We start from the raw sequence: 17,488 nt of genomic DNA, 5'->3' as shown, positions 1-17,488 counted from the left end.
GTTCCAGGAGCGTCGCGCACCGTCGAACGGTGTCGCGGGCAGCCCACCACCACCCCGGAGCCCGGGAGAGGTCGGTGGGCCACTCGCGTGCTGCACGTATGTGCCCAGACCAGGGAGCGGCTGCCCAGCAGGCCCCACGGGACCTGACGGGTTTCCCCGGCTGCGGATGCGACCTCCCCCAACTCTGACGAGCCGAATCAAGGAAATGAGAAACAGTGGCGAACCAGTCCCGCCCCAAGGTCAAGAAGTCGCGTGCCCTCGGCATCGCGCTGACCCCGAAGGCCGTCAAGTACTTCGAGGCCCGTCCCTACCCGCCGGGTGAGCACGGCCGCGGCCGCAAGCAGAACTCGGACTACAAGGTCCGTCTGCTCGAGAAGCAGCGTCTGCGTGCGCAGTACGACGTGTCCGAGCGTCAGCTCGTCCGCGCCTACGAGCGTGCCTCCAAGGTTCAGGGCAAGACCGGTGAGGCCCTGATCATCGAGCTCGAGCGTCGCCTCGACGCGCTGGTCCTGCGTTCGGGCATCGCCCGCACGATCTACCAGGCCCGCCAGATGGTCGTCCACGGCCACATCGAGGTCAACGGCCAGAAGGTCGACAAGCCGTCCTTCCGTGTCCGTCCCGACGACGTCGTGCAGGTCCGCGAGCGCAGCCGCGAGAAGACCCTCTTCACGATCGCCCGTGAGGGTGGCTTCGCCCCCGACGGTGAGACCCCGCGCTACCTCCAGGTGAACCTCCGCGCCCTGGCCTTCCGCCTGGACCGTGAGCCGAACCGCAAGGAGATCCCGGTGATCTGCGACGAGCAGCTCGTCGTCGAGTACTACGCCCGCTGATCCCAGCAGGCGCGGTACTTCACCAGCGGTACCTCAGCCCGTCGTCTCCCCGCCCCCGCGGGTGGGGGAGGCGGCGGGCTTCCGCATGCCGTCGGCCGTGTCCGCGGCGCCCCGCGGCGACGGCACCGGCCCGCGCGAGGCCGACGGCGGCCCGTCCGCGTCCCAGGACGCGGCCCGGCCCAGCGCCCGGGCCACCGCCGCCCGCCGCTCCAGCCGCCCGCCGAGCCGTACGCACTCCTCGTACCGCTCGTCGCCCAGTGCCTCGCGGGCCCCGGCCTCGCACAGTTCGTGCGGCTGGTTGTAGTACGCGGAGCCGAACAGCGGCAGCCCCACCGACGGCCACATCGCCGCCGCCGCGCCCTGCAGCACGGCCGCCTCGGCCGCGTCACCCTCCGCAAGGGTCACCAGCGCCAGCAGCTCCACCACCAGCACCGAGCCCAGCAGGTCGTTGAAGCCGTCCGCGCCGGCCAGGCAGTCGGTCAGCAGAACCCGGGCGCGCCCGAGGTCGCCGTCGGCCCAGGCCGCGTACGCCAGCACGAACAGGGCGTACGAGCGGGCCCAGCGCTCCCCGTGCTCCTCGCACACGCGGCGCACGTCCTCGCTCAGGCGGACCGCGTCCGGCAGGTCGCCCCGGAAGGCGCGGGCCATCGCCAGCTCGACCTGTCCCATCAGGACGTTGCTGTTGAGCTCGCCGATCTCGCGGTAGCGCTCCAGCGCCGACCGCAGCAGCGTTTCCGCGCGCGGCATGTCGTCCGTGACCAGCGCGAGACAGCCCGTGCGGTGCTCGGCGTAGGCCGCCGCGGTCGCGCTGCCGAGGCGCTCGGCCTCCTCCCGGCACTCGTGCAGCGCCGCCAGCGCGGCGACCGCGTCGCCCTGGAGCACGCACACATAGCCGAGCACCCACAGGGCCTTGAGCCGGGACTGCTCGTGGGTGACCTCCTCGGCCGGCGGCAGCTCCACGCTGCGCCGCAGCCAGCGCCGGCCCTCCGACAGCCGTCCGCAGCCCACCCAGCAGAACCACAGCGCCCCCGCCAGGTACTGGCCGAGGTGCGCCTCGTCCGGATCGGTCAGGCTGAACTCCAGCGCAAGCCGCAGATTCGGCAGCTCCGCCTCGACGCGGGCGGCGACCTCGCACTGCCGGGGCGAGAACCAGTCCAGCTCGCACCAGGTCGCAAGGCCCAGATACCAGTCCCGGTGCCTGCGCCGCAACCGCTCGGCGTCGCCCATGCCCTCCAGCCACTCGGCGCCGTACGCGCGCACGGTGTCGAGCATCCGGTAGCGCACCCCGGCCGGGGTCTCCTCGCGGGCCAGGAGTGACTGGGCGAGCAGCGCGGTGAGCACGTCGAGGACGTCGTCGGCGTGCAGTCCGTCGCCGCTGCACACGTACTCCACGGCCTCCAGGTCGAACTGCCCGGCGAACACCGACAGCCGCGACCACAGCAGCCGTTCCTCCGGGGTGCACAGCTCGTGGCTCCAGCCGATCGCCGTGCGCAGCGTCTGATGGCGGGGCAGGCCGTCGCGTCCGCCGCCGGTCAGCAGCCGGAACCGGTCGTCGAGCCGGTCGAGCAACTGCGCCGGGGAGAGCGCCCGCAGCCGGCCCGCCGCCAGCTCGACGGCCAGCGGGATGCCGTCGAGGCGGCGGCACAGCTCGCGCACCCGCCCGCCGGGCCGCAGCGCGACGCCGTGCGCCGAGGCCCGCTCGAGGAGCAGGTCTACGGCGTCGTCCTCGCCGAGCGGCGCCAGCGGGAACAGCCGCTCACCGGCCACCGCGAGCGGCCGGCGCCCCACGGCGAGCACCCTGAGCCCGGGCAGCTGCCGCAGCAATGCGCCGACCAGGTCCGCGCAGGGTTCCACCAGATGCTCGAACCCGTCCAGGAGCAGCAGCAGTTCGCGCTGTGCGAGCTGGCCGAGGAGCGTCTCGCGCGGCGGCCGCGTGGTGTGGTCCGTCAGCCGGAGCGCCTCCACGACCGCGTACTCGACCAGTTCAGGATCGCGCAGCGCGGCCAGCTCCACCCGCCACACCCCGTGCGCGGGCCGCCGTCGCGCGGCCGCGTGCGAAGCGAGCCGGGACTTGCCGACCCCGCCGCCCCCCGTCACCGTCACCAGCCGCGCGGTGTCCAGCGCGGCGGCGAGCCCGGACAGTTCGGCCGAGCGGCCGACGAACGCGTCCAGCTCCGCCGGGAGGTTGCCCCGCACAGGGTCGTCGTCGCGCTGTTCCACTCGCATGGGACACGGAGGGTACTGAAGCGTAATCACTCCGTACAATCGCGTCGCTGGATCCCGGTTTCCACCGCGCCCATATCCGGTACGGTGCGCCGCCCCCGGCGCGATAGGCTCGGTCCAGGACTTAATCGATGTTCAGGCGTGATCAGGGAGCGGGTGCGCAAGGTGTCCGGTGGAGAGGTGGCCGGGATCCTGGTGGCCGTCTTCTGGGCGATCCTGGTGTCCTTCCTCGCGGTGGCTCTCGCGAGGCTGGCCCAGACGCTCAGGGCGACCACCAAGCTGGTCGCGGACGTGACCGAACAGGCCGTTCCGCTGCTGGCCGACGCCTCCGCGACGGTGCGTTCCGCGCAGACCCAGATCGACCGGGTGGACGCGATCGCCTCCGACGTCCAGGAGGTCACGTCGAACGCGTCCGCGCTGTCGACGACCGTCGCCTCCACGTTCGGCGGCCCCCTGGTCAAGGTCGCCGCCTTCGGGTACGGCGTGCGCCGGGCCCTCGGCGGCCGCAAGGACGACGCGCCCGCCGAGGCACCCCGGCGTACGGTCATCGTCGGCCGCACTGTTCCGGCCTCCCGGCGGGACAGGCGAGACCGCCGGAAGAAGGGCTGACGGAAGCGATGTTCCGCCGTACGTTCTGGTTCAGCACGGGCGTCGCCGCCGGTGTGTGGGCCACCACCAAGGTCAACCGCAAGCTGAAGCAGCTGACCCCCGAGCATCTCGCCGTCACCGCGACGAACAAGGCGATCGAGGCCGGTCACCGCCTCAAGGACCGGGCGGTCGGCTTCGCCCTCGACGTCCGCGACAACATGGCCCAGCGGGAGGCCGAACTCGAAGAGGTGCTCGGCATCCGCGAGGACCCGGGCGCCACGGAGCTTCCCGCACCCCGGCGGTACGCCGCCATCGAGAACGACCACGAGCCGAAGTACCCGAAGTACATCGAATCCACGGTGTACAGGAACGACAAGAACGACCGGAATGGGGACCACTGATGGAGTCGGCTGAGATCCGCCGCCGCTGGCTGAGCTTCTTCGAGGAGCGCGGGCACACCGTCGTCCCTTCGGCGTCGCTCATCGCGGACGACCCGACTCTGCTCCTCGTCCCCGCCGGCATGGTGCCCTTCAAGCCCTACTTCCTGGGTGAGGTCAAGCCGCCCTTCCCGCGCGCCACCAGCGTGCAGAAGTGCGTGCGCACGCCCGACATCGAAGAGGTCGGCAAGACCACGCGTCACGGCACCTTCTTCCAGATGTGCGGCAACTTCTCCTTCGGCGACTACTTCAAGGAAGGCGCCATCAAGCTCGCCTGGGAGCTGCTCACCAGCCCCCAGGACAAGGGCGGTTACGGCCTGGAGCCGGAGAAGCTCTGGATCACCGTCTATCAGGACGACGACGAGGCCGAGCAGATCTGGCACGAGGTCGTCGGCGTGCCCAAGGAGCGCATCCAGCGCCTGGGCATGAAGGACAACTTCTGGTCCATGGGCGTGCCCGGCCCGTGCGGCCCCTGCTCCGAGATCAACTACGACCGCGGCCCCGAGTTCGGCGTCGAGGGCGGACCCGCCGTCAACGACGAGCGGTACGTGGAGATCTGGAACCTCGTCTTCATGCAGTACGAGCGGGGCGAGGGCACCGGCAAGGACAAGTTCGAGATCCTCGGCGACCTGCCCAGCAAGAACATCGACACGGGCCTCGGTCTGGAGCGCCTCGCCATGATTCTGCAGGGCGTGCAGAACATGTACGAGATCGACACCTCCATGGCCGTCATCGAGAAGGCCACCGAGCTGACCGGCGTCCGCTACGGCGACGCCCACGCCTCGGACGTGTCCCTGCGCGTGGTCACCGATCACATGCGCACCGCCACCATGCTCATCGGCGACGGGGTCACCCCCGGCAACGAGGGCCGCGGTTACGTCCTGCGCCGCATCATGCGCCGCGCCATCCGCAACATGCGGCTGCTGGGCGCCACCGGTCCGGTCGTCCAAGACCTGATCGACGTCGTGATCCGCATGATGGGCCAGCAGTACCCGGAGCTGATCACCGACCGCGAGCGCATCGAGAAGGTCGCCCTCGCCGAGGAGAACGCCTTCCTCAAGACGCTGAAGGCCGGCACCAACATCCTCGACACCGCCGTCACCGAGACCAAGCAGTCCGGCTCCGCGGTGCTGCCCGGCGACAAGGCCTTCCTGCTCCACGACACCTGGGGCTTCCCGATCGACCTCACCCTGGAGATGGCCGCCGAGCAGGGCCTTTCCGTGGACGAGGACGGCTTCCGGCGCCTGATGAAGGAGCAGCGGGAGCGCGCCAAGGCCGACGCCCAGGCCAAGAAGACCGGCCACGCCGACATGGGCGCCTACCGGGAGATCGCCGACACCGCCGGTGAGACCGACTTCATCGGCTACGGCGACACCGAGGGCGAGTCCACCATCGTCGGCATCCTCGTCGACGGCGTGTCCTCCCCGGCCGCCACCGAGGGCGACGAGGTCGAGGTCGTCCTGGACCGCACCCCGTTCTACGCCGAGGGCGGCGGCCAGATCGGCGACACCGGTCGGATCAAGGTCGACTCCGGTGCCGTCATCGAGGTCCGCGACTGCCAGAAGCCGGTTCCGGGCGTGTACGTCCACAAGGGCGTCGTCCAGGTCGGCGAGGTCACCGTCGGCGCCAAGGCCCATGCCTCCATCGACGTCCGCCGCCGCAAGGCCATCGCCCGCGCCCACTCGGCCACCCACCTCACCCACCAGGCGCTGCGCGACGCCCTCGGCCCGACGGCCGCCCAGGCCGGTTCGGAGAACCAGCCGGGCCGCTTCCGGTTCGACTTCGGCTCCCCGTCCGCCGTCCCCACGGCGGTCATGACCGACGTCGAGCAGAAGATCAACGAGGTGCTCGCCCGCGACCTGGACGTGCACGCCGAGGTCATGGGCATCGACGAGGCCAAGAAGCAGGGCGCCATCGCCGAGTTCGGCGAGAAGTACGGCGAGCGCGTCCGCGTGGTCACCATCGGCGACTTCTCCAAGGAGCTGTGCGGCGGCACGCACGTGCACAACACCGCCCAGCTGGGCCTGGTGAAGCTGCTCGGCGAGTCCTCCATCGGCTCCGGTGTGCGCCGTATCGAGGCCCTCGTCGGCGTCGACGCCTACAACTTCCTCGCCCGTGAGCACACGGTCGTCGCCCAGCTCCAGGAGCTGATCAAGGGCCGTCCGGAGGAGCTCCCGGAGAAGGTCTCCGCCATGCTCGGCAAGCTGAAGGACGCCGAGAAGGAGATCGAGAAGTTCCGCGCCGAGAAGGTGCTGCAGGCCGCCGCAGGTCTCGTCGAGTCCGCCAAGGACGTCAACGGCGTCGCCGTCGTCACCGGACAGGTCCCGGACGGCACCACCCCGGACGACCTGCGCAAGCTGGTCCTCGACGTGCGCGGCCGTATCCAGGGCGGACGGGCCGCCGTGGTGGCCCTGTTCACGGTCAACAACGGCAAGCCGCTGACGGTCATCGCCACCAACGAGCCCGCCCGCGAGCGCGGCCTGAAGGCCGGTGACCTGGTCCGCACCGCCGCCAAGACCCTCGGCGGCGGCGGTGGCGGCAAGCCGGACGTCGCCCAGGGCGGCGGCCAGAACCCGGCCGCAGTCGGCGAGGCCGTCGACGCCGTCGAGCGCCTCGTCGCGGAGACGGCCAAGTAATGCGCAGAGGACGACGTCTCGCCGTCGACGTCGGGGACGCCCGCATCGGGGTCGCCTCGTGCGACCCCGACGGGATCCTCGCCACACCGGTGGAGACCGTCCCCGGCCGGGACGTCCCCGCGGCCCAGCGCCGGCTGAAGCAGCTCGTCGAGGAGTACGAGCCGATCGAGGTCGTCGTCGGACTCCCTCGCTCCCTCAAGGGGGGCGAGGGCCCCGCCGCCGTCAAGGTCCGCGGCTTCACCCAGGAACTGGCCCGCATGATCGCGCCGGTTCCGGTGAGACTCGTGGACGAGCGGATGACGACCGTGACGGCCGGTCAGGGGCTGCGCGCCTCGGGGGTGAAGTCCAAGAAGGGCCGCTCCGTCATCGATCAGGCGGCCGCTGTGATCATCCTCCAGCAGGCACTCGAATCCGAACGGGTGTCAGGTAAAGCTCCGGGCGAGGGCGTCGAAGTGGTCATCTGATCGCGATACGGTAACGTTCCGCGCGATGCGGCGGCGTTCGAACAGCCACCGCACAACGAGAGGCGGAACGGAACCGGGCCCCCCGAGCCCCGCGCCCACCGCCTCGCGGCTCTAGGGGATCGATGACTGAGTATGGCCGGGGCCCAGGCTCCGAACCGTGGCATCCGCAGGACCCGTTGTACGGGGACGGCGGATGGGAAGGGCAGCAGGCCGCCCAGCCGGGCCATGAGTCTGCCTACGGCGGCCAGCAGCAGCACTACCCGCAGCAGCCGTACCAGCAGTGGGACACCGGCCAGGGCGCCTACGGCCAGACGCACCAGCAGCAGTACCCGCAGCAGTACGGCGGGCAGCAGCAGCCGTACGACACCGACGGCGCGGGACAGTCGTACGGCACCGACGGCGGCGGGCAGGCGTACGACACGAACGGCGGGGGCCGTTCGTACGACACCGGCGGCGGGCAGCAGTCCTACGGGCAGGGCCACGGCGGCTGGGCCACGGGCGGCCGGCCGCAGATGCCCTACCCCGGCGACCCGGCCGACCCCTACGGGCAGCAGACCGCGGCCTACGGCGACCGGCAGCCGGACTTCTACCAGACGCCGGACGCCTACCCGCCGCCCGAGCCGCCCGCCCGCAGACGCCCCGAACCCGAGCCCCGCACCGACTGGGACCCGGGACCCGACCAGGGCGAGAGCGACTTCTTCGCAGGCGGGAACGACGGCGACGGCCGGGACGACGACTACGGCGACTTCGACGACGAGCCGGGGGACCGGCGCGGACGCGGCGAGCGCCGGGGCCGCGGCGGCAAGGGCGGCAAGAGCAAGAAGAGCCGCAACGGCTGCGCCTGTCTGGTGGTCGCCCTGGTCTTCGGCGGCGGTCTGGCCGGTGTCGGCTACTTCGGGTACCAGTTCTACCAGGATCGTTTCGGCGCGGCCCCGGACTACGCGGGTGACGGCACGAGCGAGATGGTCACCGTGCAGATCCCCAAGGGCGCGCTCGGCTACGAGATCGGCCGGCGGCTGAAGGAGGCCGGGGTCGTCAAGAGCGTGGACGCCTTCGTCTCCGCCCAGTCGCAGAACCCCGACGGCGACACCATCCAGGCCGGCGCGTACCTGCTCAGGAAGCAGATGTCCGCGGCGAGCGCCGTCGAGATGATGCTCGACCCCAAGAGCCAGAACAATGTGATGGTCAAGCCGGGTGACCGCAATGTCGCCGTCTACAAACTGATCGACGAGAAACTCGGACTGGCCGAGGGCACCACGAAAAAGGTGTCCGAGACGAAATACGACAGTCTCGGCATGCCGGACTGGGCGAACGACGACAAGGACATCAAGGACCCGCTGGAAGGATTCCTCTACCCCGGCACCTATCCGGCCGCAAAGGGCATGAAGCCGGAATCCGTCCTGAAGGACATGGTCGGCCGTGCCGCCGCGAAGTACGACGAACTCGACCTCGCGACAAAGGCGAAAGCCCTGAATCTGGACAGCCCGCTGGACGTCATCACGGTCGCCAGCCTCGTCCAGGCCGAGGGCAAGACGGAGGACGACTACCGCAAGATGGCGGAGGTCGTCTACAACCGCCTCAAGCCCACGAACACCGAGACCAACCAGAAGCTGCAGTTCGACTCGACCTACAACTACCTGATGAACGAGAGCAACATCCACATCGGGAACGACGAGGTCAACGCCAATCCGGACCCGTACAACACCTACCGCTACCCGGGTCTGCCGCCCGGCCCGATCGGCAGCCCGAGCGACGCGGCCCTGCGGGCGACGCTGAATCCCACCCACGACGGCTGGATGTACTTCGTGGCGACCGACGGCATGCACAACACCGAGTTCGCCAAGACGTACAAGGAACACCAGAGGCTGACGGAAAAGTTCAATGCCAACACCGGAAACTGACGCCCGCCGGGCCGCCGTGCTCGGCTCGCCCATCGCCCACTCCCTCTCGCCGGTGCTGCACCGCGCCGCGTACGAGGAACTCGGGCTGGCACATTGGTCGTACGACCGGTTCGAGGTGGACGAGGCCGCGCTCCCGGGGTTCGTCGCGGGGCTGGGTCCCGAGTGGGCGGGGCTGTCGCTGACCATGCCGCTGAAGCGGGCGGTCATCCCGCTGCTCGACGAGGTCAGCGAGACGGCACGCTCGGTCGAGGCGGTCAACACCGTGGTCCTCACCGGGGACGGGCGCCGCGTCGGCGACAACACCGACATCCCGGGGATGGTGGCGGCGCTGCGCGAGCACGGCATCGACAAGGTCGACAGCGCCGCGATCCTCGGCGCGGGTGCCACCGCCTCCTCCGCGCTGGCCGCGCTGGCCCGCGTATGCACCGGTGAGGTCTCCGTCTACGTCCGCAGCGAGGCCCGCGCCGCCGAGATGCGCGAGTGGGCCGAGCGGCTGGAGGTGGAGGTGCGCATCGCCGACTGGGCGGACGCCGAGCGGGCCCTGCGCGCCCCGCTGGTCGTCGCGACCACCCCCGCCGGCGCCACCGACGCGCTGGCCCCGCACATCCCCGAACGCCCGGCGGCCCTCTTCGACGTGCTCTACGACCCGTGGCCCACCCAGCTCGCGGCCCGCTGGTCCGCGTACGGCGGAGCCGTGGTCGGCGGCCTCGACCTGCTGGTGCACCAGGCGGTCCTCCAGGTCGAGCAGATGACCGGCCGCGCTCCGGCGCCGCTGGCCGCCATGCGGGCGGCGGGCGAGCGGAGTCTTGCGCACCGGTAGTTCTCTTGTGTGAATGAACTTCCCTGCGCGAATGCGCGCGGAGCGGAATTCCACCGAGGCAGCGCATTCTTTCTGCGGCCGCCACGCCCGGAATGGCGGCCCGCATCGGCGCGGCCGCCGCATCGCTCGCCGCCGCGGCCGCGTCGACGCCCGCGCTGACCCACTCCGCCGGCGGCAGCCCGGAATTTGCCGGGTGGACCCCGTGGACCGTTAAGATCCGCGGGGTTCCGCAGGGGGCGGAACCGGGAGGGGGAAAAGCCGTATGTCCTTTGCCGTGCCGATGGCGTCCGGGAAGAGCGAGATATTCGAGGCGCTGCTCAGGTTCATGCCCGAATGGGTGCAGATCACCGTACTCGCGCTGGTGATCCTGGCCGTCCTCGTGTCGTGGGGCTTCAAGCTCAAGCACCGGATCGACCGGCGCCGCGCCCGCCGGTCCGGCACGCCGGCCCCCGTGCCCGCGCAGCGCAGCGGCGCCGACTACCTCGGGCCCTACGCGCCGCAGGCCCAGCCCCAGGCGCAGACCCCGCAGCCGCAGGGCAGCGGCGCGGACTTCCTCGGCTCCTACGCGCCCCAGCAGGCCCGCCAGGACGGCACCGTCTAGCCGCACCCGAGCCGCGCGCCCGTCCACGGACCGTCCGCCAGATGGACCGGCGGCCGGGCGGCACCCGCGGACGTGGGAGGATCGGAGACGGCGGGCCCCAGGCCGCGCACCGGGTCCCGCCGTCGCCGTACGCACATGCGTACGCCGGGCAGTACCGGGGCGCGAGCACTGAGGAGCACCGTTGAGCAGGTTGCGCTGGCTGACCGCGGGGGAGTCCCACGGTCCCGCACTCGTGGCGACGCTGGAGGGCCTTCCCGCCGGCGTGCCGATCACCACGGAGATGGTGGCGGACCACCTGGCCCGGCGCCGGCTCGGTTATGGACGCGGTGCCCGGATGAAGTTCGAGCGGGACGAGGTCACCTTCCTCGGCGGCGTCCGGCACGGCCTCACCCTCGGCTCCCCGGTCGCGATCATGGTGGGCAACACCGAGTGGCCCAAGTGGGAGAAGGTCATGGCGGCCGACCCGGTCGACCCGGCCGAGCTCGCCGAGCTCGCCCGCAACGCGCCGCTCACCCGCCCGCGACCCGGCCACGCCGACCTCGCGGGCATGCAGAAGTACGGCTTCGACGAGGCCCGCCCGATCCTGGAGCGCGCCTCCGCCCGTGAGACGGCGGCCCGGGTCGCGCTGGGCGCGGTCGCCCGCTCCTACCTCAAGGAGACGGCCGGCATCGAGATCGTCTCCCACGTCGTCGAGCTGTGCTCCGTGAAGGCCCCGCAGGGCGTCCACCCGACCCCGGCCGACGTCGAGAAGCTGGACGCCGACCCGCTGCGCTGCCTGGACGCCGACACCTCGAAGGCGATGGTGGCCGAGGTCGACCAGGCCCACAAGGACGGCGACACCCTCGGCGGCGTCGTCGAGGTCCTCGCCTACGGCGTCCCGGTCGGGCTCGGCTCGCACGTGCACTGGGACCGCAAGCTGGACGCCCGCCTGGCCGGCGCCCTCATGGGCATCCAGGCCATCAAGGGCGTCGAGATCGGCGACGGCTTCGAGCTGGCGCGAGTGCCCGGCTCCAAGGCGCACGACGAGATCGTCAAGACGCCCGAGGGGATCCGGCGCGTCTCCGGCCGCGCCGGCGGCACCGAGGGCGGCCTGTCCACCGGCGAGCTGCTGCGCGTGCGCGCCGCGATGAAGCCGATCGCGACCGTGCCGCGTGCCCTGCAGACGATCGACGTCACCACCGGCGAGCCGGCCCAGGCCCACCACCAGCGCTCCGACGTCTCCGCCGTCCCGGCCGCGGGCATCGTCGCCGAGGCGATGGTCGCCCTCGTCCTCGCGGACGCCGTCGCGGAGAAGTTCGGCGGCGACAGCGTGGCCGAGACCCGCCGCAACGTCACCTCGTACCTCGACAACCTCCACATCCGATGACCGGCCCGGTGGTCGTCCTGATCGGCCCGATGGGCGTGGGCAAGTCCACCGTCGGGCAGCTCCTCGCCGACCGGCTCGGCGTCGGCTACCGGGACACCGACGACGACATCGTCGCCGCCGAGGACCGCGCCATCTCCGACATCTTCGTCGAGGAGGGCGAGCCCGCCTTCCGGGCCCTGGAGAAGCAGGCCGTGGCCCGCGCGCTCGCCGAGCACGAGGGCGTCCTCGCGCTCGGCGGGGGCGCCGTCCTCGACCCGGACACCCGCGCGCTGCTGGCCGGCCGTCCGGTCGTCTACCTCTCGATGGACGTCGAGGAGGCCGTCCAGCGCACCGGCCTGAACGTCGCCCGCCCGCTGCTCGCGGTCAACCCCCGCAAGCAGTGGCGCGAGCTGATGGAGGCGCGCCGGCACCTGTACGAGGAGGTCGCCACGGCGGTGGTGCCCACGGACGGCCGTACGCCCGAAGAGGTCGCCCGAGCAGCCCTGAACGCTTTGGAGTTGAAGGAAGCATGAGCGAGTCGGTGACAAGGATCCACGTGGGCGGCGCCGACGCCTACGACGTCCTGGTGGGCCGTCAACTGCTGGGCGAGCTCGGCGGCTTGATCGGCGACAAGGCCAGGCGGGTCGCGGTCGTCCACCCCGAGGCACTGGCCGAGACCGGCGAGGCGCTGCGCGCCGACCTGGCCGAGCAGGGGTACGAGGCCGTAGCGATCCAGGTGCCGAACGCGGAGGAGGCCAAGACCGCCGAGGTCGCCGCCTACTGCTGGAAGGCGCTCGGCCAGTCCGGCTTCACCCGCACCGACGTGGTGGTCGGCGTGGGCGGCGGCGCGACGACGGACCTGGCCGGCTTCGTCGCCGCGACCTGGCTGCGCGGCGTGCGCTGGATCGCCATCCCCACGACCGTCCTGGCCATGGTCGACGCGGCCGTCGGCGGCAAGACCGGCATCAACACGGCCGAGGGCAAGAACCTCGTCGGCGCCTTCCACCCGCCGGCCGGTGTCCTGTGCGACCTGGCGGCGCTGGACTCCCTCCCGGTCAACGACTACGTCTCGGGTCTCGCGGAGATCATCAAGGCCGGCTTCATCGCCGACCCGGTGATCCTGGACCTGATCGAGGCCGACCCCGAGGGCGCGCGCACCCCGGCGGGCCCGCACACGGCGGAACTGATCCGGCGCTCCATCCAGGTCAAGGCAGACGTGGTCTCCTCCGACCTGAAGGAGGCGGGCCTGCGCGAGATCCTCAACTACGGCCACACGCTCGCCCACGCCATCGAGAAGAACGAGCGCTACAAGTGGCGCCACGGCGCCGCGGTTGCGGTCGGCATGCACTTCGCCGCCGAACTCGGCCGCGTGGCGGGCCGCCTGGACGACGCGACGGCGGACCGCCACCGCACCATCCTGGAGTCGGTCGGCCTGCCGCTGCACTACCGCTACGACCAGTGGCCCAAGCTGCTGGAGACGATGAAGGTCGACAAGAAGTCCCGCGGTGACCTGCTGCGCTTCATCGTGCTGGACGGCCTGGCCAAGCCCACCGTGCTGGAGGGCCCGGACCCCGCGGTGCTGCTCGCGGCGTACGGCGAAGTGGGCCAGTAAGCGGGAGTCCGCCCGATTCGCCTGCACCTCCGGGCACTTGTGACCGCCCCCGGCCGTTCACCAAAGGACGGCCGGGGGCGGTACCGTTCGGTAGGGAGCGGGCCTGCCCCGCCGCAACCGCCAATTGCCTGTACGAGACGGAGTGGCACCGGATGCAGCACGCAGTGGGGTCTCCGCTGCCGCCGCCCCACCAGCCGGGGCACGGACCGACCACCGACTGGGCGTCGGCCGCACACCAGCAGGGCCGGCACCACCCGGTCCCCCCACCGCCCCCGCCCCCCGGGCCGATGCCGCCCGCCCCGGTCGACACGACGGGCCATGTCGCGCTGCCGCCCGGCGGCCCGGTCCCCGTGCCCGCCCCGCCGCCTCCGGCGACCTCGGCACCGGACCCTCTGACCACGACGATGGCCGTACTGCTCATCGGCCCCGCGGGTGCCGGCAAGACCTCCGTCGCCAAGTACTGGGCCGACCACCGCCGGGTGCCCACGGCCCACATCAGCCTCGACGACGTCCGCGAATGGGTCCGCTCCGGCTTCGCCGACCCCCGGTCCGGCTGGAACGACCACTCCGAGGCCCAGTACCGCCTCGCCCGCCGCACCTGCGGCTTCGCCGCGCGCAACTTCCTCGCCAACGGCATCTCCTGCATCCTCGACGACGCCGTCTTCCCCGACCGGCCCGTCGTCGGCCTCGGCGGCTGGAAACGGCATGTGGGTCCCGGCCTGCTGCCGGTCGTCCTCCTGCCAGGACTCGAGATCGTCCTGGAGCGCAACGCCGAGCGCTCCGGCAATCGCCGGCTCTCGGACGAGGAGGTCGCCCGCATCCACGGCCGTATGGCCGGCTGGTACGGCTCGGGCCTGCCGATCATCGACAACTCCCAGCTCGACGTCCCCGGCACGGCCCGCGTCCTGGACGAGGTGCTGGCCAGGTCCATCGCCAGCCCGCCCAAGTGGTGACCACCACCTGACCGACTTCCGTGGAGTGTCGGCCGGCCCGCCGTGCCGGCCCCCACGGAGCCCCGTATGGCGGTCCCGACCGGCGACATCCGGCCACCCCTCGTACGCTCGGTTCATGTCAGAGGTGCACGCATCCCGCCGAACGCGGCTACGAGAGCGATGCAACGCGGCCGGCAGCGCGGCGGCGCTGGTCTCCCGCCCCGCCAATGTGCGGTACCTGGCGGGCGCGGCCCCGCAGGGCGCCGTACTCCTCCTCGGGAAGGACGAGGACCTTGTCGTCTGCACCGGCCCCCCGGACGACCGCCCCTCCGACGGCCGCCCCGACGAGGCGCTGCGCGTGCACACACTGTCCAGCCGCACCGGTGACGCGGCCGTCGCGGCGGCCGAGCTGGCGAAGGCCCAGGGCGCCGAGTCCCTCGCCGTGGAGGAGCACCACCTCACCGTCGCCCGGCACCGGGCCCTCCGCTCCGTCGCCCCGCAGCTCCGGCTCGAGGACCTCGGCGGAGCCGTCGAGCAGCTGAGGGTCGTCAAGGACGAGGAGGAGATCTCCTGTCTCCGCATCGGCGCCGAGATCGCCGACCAGGCGCTCGGCGAGCTGCTGGAGTCGATCCTCGTCGGCCGCACCGAACGCCACCTGGCGCTCGAACTGGAACGCCGCCTCGTCGACCACGGCGCCGACGGCCCGGCCTTCCCCACCTCCGTGGCCACCGGCCCCCACGCCGGCCGACGGGCGCACCGCCCCACCGACCGCCGGGTGGAGGAGGGCGACTTCCTCTCCGTCTGCCTGGGCGCCACCTACCGCGGCTACCGCTGCGAGATCGGCCGTACCTTCGTCATCGGCACCAGCCCGGCCGACTGGCAGATCGAGCTGTACGACCTGGTCTTCGCCGCCCAGCGGGCCGGACGCGAGAGCCTCGTACCGGGCGCCGCGTACCGGGATGTGGACCGTGCGGCACGCCAGGTGCTGGACTCGGCGGGCTACGCGGAAGGCCTCCCACCGCTCACCGGCCACGGCGTGGGACTCGAAATCGACGAGGACCCTCAGTTGACCCCCGCGGCCATGGGTAAACTGGACGCTTGCGTGCCGGTCACCGTCGAACCCGGGGTCCACCTCCCGGGCCGGGGCGGCGTCCGGATCGATGACACGCTCGTCGTACGCCCCGAGGCGGACGGCGGACCCGAGCTACTCACCATCACGACCAAGGAGCTGCTCGCGCTGTAGGCGCTTGCCCCGGGGTCGTCCACGTCAGTCCAGGAGATTCCGCAACCGTGGCTTCCACGAACGACCTCAAGAACGGCATGGTGCTCAAGCTCGAAGGCGGCCAGCTCTGGTCCGTCGTCGAGTTCCAGCACGTCAAGCCCGGCAAGGGCCCGGCCTTCGTGCGCACCAAGCTCAAGAACGTGCTCTCCGGCAAGGTCGTCGACAAGACCTTCAACGCCGGCGTCAAGGTCGAGACGGCCACTGTCGACAAGCGCACCATGCAGTTCTCGTACATGGACGGCGAGTACTTCGTCTTCATGGACATGGACACCTACGACCAGCTCATGGTCGACCGCAAGGCCGTCGGCGACGCCGCGAACTTCCTGATCGAGGGCTTCGAGGCCACGGTCGCGCAGCACGAGGGCGAGGTGCTCTTCGTCGAGCTGCCGGCCGCCGTCGAGCTGACCATCCAGGAGACCGAGCCCGGCGTCCAGGGCGACCGCTCCACCGGTGGCACCAAGCCCGCCATCCTGGAGACCGGCCACCAGATCCAGGTCCCGCTCTTCATCACCACCGGTGAGAAGATCAAGGTCGACACCCGCACCAGCGACTACCTCGGCCGGGTGAACAGCTAACCGTGGCTGCCCGCAACACGGCCCGCAAGCGCGCCTTCCAGATCCTCTTCGAGGGCGACCAGCGTGGCGTCGACGTCGTCACGGTCCTCGCGGACTGGGTCCGGCACGCGCGCAGTGACACCCGGCAGCCGCCCGTCAGCGAGTACACCATGCAGCTGGTCGAGGGGTACGCCGAGCACGCCAGGCGGATCGACGAGCTGATCGCGCAGTACTCGGTCGGCTGGACGCTGGACCGGATGCCGGTCGTCGACCGCAACATCCTTCGTCTCGGCGCGTACGAGCTGATCTGGGTCGACGAGACGCCGGACGCCGTCGTCCTGGACGAGATGGTGCAGCTGGCGAAGGAGTTCTCGACGGACGAGTCGCCGTCCTTCGTGAACGGCCTGCTGGGCCGTCTCAAGGAGCTCAAGCCGACGCTGCGCCGCGCCGACGGCTGAGGCTCGCCCTCTTGCCATGTCAGGGCCCGCGGATCCGTCCGCGGGCCCTCGGCGTTCCCCTCGCGCGGCTTCAGACCTGGCCCGCACCCGACGGCAGCTCGCCGGTGGAGTCGGACATCACCGCCGGTCGTGCCAGGGCCGCCAGGTCGATGGTGTGCAGGACCGGCGGCAACGCGGCGCGACTGCGCAGCAGTCTCATCCTGCGCAGCGAGGCCGCCACGATCACCTCGGCCCGCACCGCCGCGCCGGCGGGTGCGCCCACCACCATCGCCAGCAGGAAGTCGCCGCTGACGGGGTGGCCGGGTGCATCGCGCAGCAGCCAGCCCGGGAAGCTGCTGCCCCGCCCGTGCGCCACGACGTACTGCTCCTCCGCCGACCCGTCGGTCGCGTACTCGACGGACGGCTCCGCGACCACGAGCGGAACCGTCAGAGCGAACCGCAGGCTGCGCCCGCTCGCCGCGCTCTCGGTGTCCGGGGAGAGCGCGAGCGCCACCGGTTCGCGGTCGCTGCCCGGTGCGCTGAGCCGGATCCCGATACGCGACTCCACGAACGGCGCCTTGTCGTCGTCGGATTCCGGGCGGTACGTGCAGACGAACGCCAGCACGAAGTAGTCGTCGTCCGGGGACAGGGACGCCAGGATGAGCGGACTCACCCCGAGTTCCGGCAGCTGGTCGAGGCGCAGCCGGGTGACGTACGGCTCGGTGACGTTGAGCCGACGGCGGACGCGCTCCTCCGTGGTGTCGCCCTGAAGCGTCGCGGGCACCACCAGGTCGACCTCGTGCGCGGTCATCGGTGGCAAGGTCAG

17 protein-coding genes are annotated in these 17,488 nt (G+C 71.6%); 15 read left to right on the top strand and 2 right to left on the bottom strand.

What is annotated here, in order from left to right:
• The first annotated feature begins 215 nt into the window (after positions 1-215).
• Positions 216-830 (top strand): 30S ribosomal protein S4, encoded by a 615-nt coding sequence (gene rpsD, locus ACIGXJ_RS22960; protein WP_399648388.1) that lies wholly within the window; start codon positions 216-218, stop codon positions 828-830.
• A 33-nt stretch (positions 831-863) separates the two neighbouring features.
• Here the strand turns inward: rpsD and ACIGXJ_RS22955 are convergent, their stop codons facing one another.
• Positions 864-3,056: an ATP-binding protein gene (locus tag ACIGXJ_RS22955; RefSeq protein ID WP_399648386.1), complete on the bottom strand. Its 2,193-nt coding sequence runs from the start codon at positions 3,054-3,056 to the stop codon at positions 864-866.
• A gap of 153 nt (positions 3,057-3,209) precedes the next feature.
• Here ACIGXJ_RS22955 and ACIGXJ_RS22950 point away from each other — a divergent pair, with 153 nt between their 5' ends.
• The 14 genes from ACIGXJ_RS22950 (at position 3,210) to nusB (ending at position 16,683) form a co-directional block, all read left to right on the top strand.
• Complete coding sequence (locus tag ACIGXJ_RS22950; RefSeq protein WP_399649083.1) at positions 3,210-3,662, top strand: DUF948 domain-containing protein; 453 nt, start codon at positions 3,210-3,212, stop codon at positions 3,660-3,662.
• Positions 3,663-3,670: 8 nt separating this feature from the next.
• A complete protein-coding gene (locus ACIGXJ_RS22945; protein WP_399648383.1) occupies positions 3,671-4,042 on the top strand; it encodes a hypothetical protein in 372 nt (123 codons plus the stop codon).
• Positions 4,042-6,714 (top strand): alanine--tRNA ligase, encoded by a 2,673-nt coding sequence (gene alaS, locus ACIGXJ_RS22940; RefSeq protein WP_399648381.1) that lies wholly within the window; start codon positions 4,042-4,044, stop codon positions 6,712-6,714. Before ACIGXJ_RS22945 ends, alaS begins: the two co-directional genes overlap by 1 nt.
• Positions 6,714-7,178, top strand: a complete 465-nt coding sequence (gene ruvX / locus ACIGXJ_RS22935) for a Holliday junction resolvase RuvX (protein ID WP_399648379.1) — start codon at positions 6,714-6,716, stop codon at positions 7,176-7,178. Before alaS ends, ruvX begins: the two co-directional genes overlap by 1 nt.
• A gap of 122 nt (positions 7,179-7,300) precedes the next feature.
• Positions 7,301-9,079, top strand: coding sequence for an endolytic transglycosylase MltG (gene mltG / locus ACIGXJ_RS22930; RefSeq protein WP_399648376.1), 1,779 nt, complete (start codon positions 7,301-7,303; stop codon positions 9,077-9,079).
• Positions 9,060-9,899, top strand: a complete 840-nt coding sequence (locus tag ACIGXJ_RS22925) for a shikimate dehydrogenase (RefSeq protein WP_399648372.1) — start codon at positions 9,060-9,062, stop codon at positions 9,897-9,899. Before mltG ends, ACIGXJ_RS22925 begins: the two co-directional genes overlap by 20 nt.
• Before the next feature lie 262 nt (positions 9,900-10,161).
• Positions 10,162-10,500, top strand: a complete 339-nt coding sequence (locus tag ACIGXJ_RS22920; RefSeq protein WP_399648369.1) for a hypothetical protein — start codon at positions 10,162-10,164, stop codon at positions 10,498-10,500.
• 181 nt (positions 10,501-10,681) lie between these two features.
• Complete coding sequence (gene aroC / locus ACIGXJ_RS22915) at positions 10,682-11,866, top strand: chorismate synthase (RefSeq protein WP_399648366.1); 1,185 nt, start codon at positions 10,682-10,684, stop codon at positions 11,864-11,866.
• Entirely contained in the window at positions 11,863-12,378 is a 516-nt protein-coding gene (locus ACIGXJ_RS22910; RefSeq protein ID WP_399648363.1) for a shikimate kinase, read from the top strand. Before aroC ends, ACIGXJ_RS22910 begins: the two co-directional genes overlap by 4 nt.
• On the top strand, positions 12,375-13,457 hold the full coding sequence (gene aroB / locus ACIGXJ_RS22905; RefSeq protein WP_399648361.1) for a 3-dehydroquinate synthase: 1,083 nt from the start codon (positions 12,375-12,377) through the stop codon (positions 13,455-13,457). The genes ACIGXJ_RS22910 and aroB overlap by 4 nt, the downstream gene beginning before the upstream one ends.
• A gap of 152 nt (positions 13,458-13,609) precedes the next feature.
• Positions 13,610-14,410 carry a Pro-rich N-terminal domain-containing protein gene (locus ACIGXJ_RS22900; RefSeq protein WP_399648359.1) on the top strand — a complete coding sequence of 267 codons (801 nt, stop codon included), beginning with the start codon at positions 13,610-13,612 and terminating at the stop codon, positions 14,408-14,410.
• 115 nt (positions 14,411-14,525) lie between these two features.
• Entirely contained in the window at positions 14,526-15,632 is a 1,107-nt protein-coding gene (locus tag ACIGXJ_RS22895) for an aminopeptidase P family protein (RefSeq protein ID WP_399648357.1), read from the top strand.
• Between the two features lie 47 nt (positions 15,633-15,679).
• On the top strand, positions 15,680-16,246 hold the full coding sequence (gene efp, locus ACIGXJ_RS22890) for an elongation factor P (RefSeq protein ID WP_030620252.1): 567 nt from the start codon (positions 15,680-15,682) through the stop codon (positions 16,244-16,246).
• 2 nt (positions 16,247-16,248) lie between these two features.
• Positions 16,249-16,683 (top strand): transcription antitermination factor NusB, encoded by a 435-nt coding sequence (gene nusB / locus ACIGXJ_RS22885; RefSeq protein WP_399648354.1) that lies wholly within the window; start codon positions 16,249-16,251, stop codon positions 16,681-16,683.
• Positions 16,684-16,753: 70 nt separating this feature from the next.
• Here the strand turns inward: nusB and ACIGXJ_RS22880 are convergent, their stop codons facing one another.
• Positions 16,754-17,473 (bottom strand): hypothetical protein, encoded by a 720-nt coding sequence (locus ACIGXJ_RS22880; RefSeq protein WP_399648352.1) that lies wholly within the window; start codon positions 17,471-17,473, stop codon positions 16,754-16,756.
• Positions 17,474-17,488 lie beyond the last annotated feature (15 nt).

The organism is Streptomyces sp. NPDC053367 (assembly GCF_044545925.1).
GTDB lineage: Bacteria > Actinomycetota > Actinomycetes > Streptomycetales > Streptomycetaceae > Streptomyces.
The sequence above is the reverse complement of the archived record's forward strand: the minus strand, read 5'-3'. Positions and strand labels throughout refer to the sequence as shown.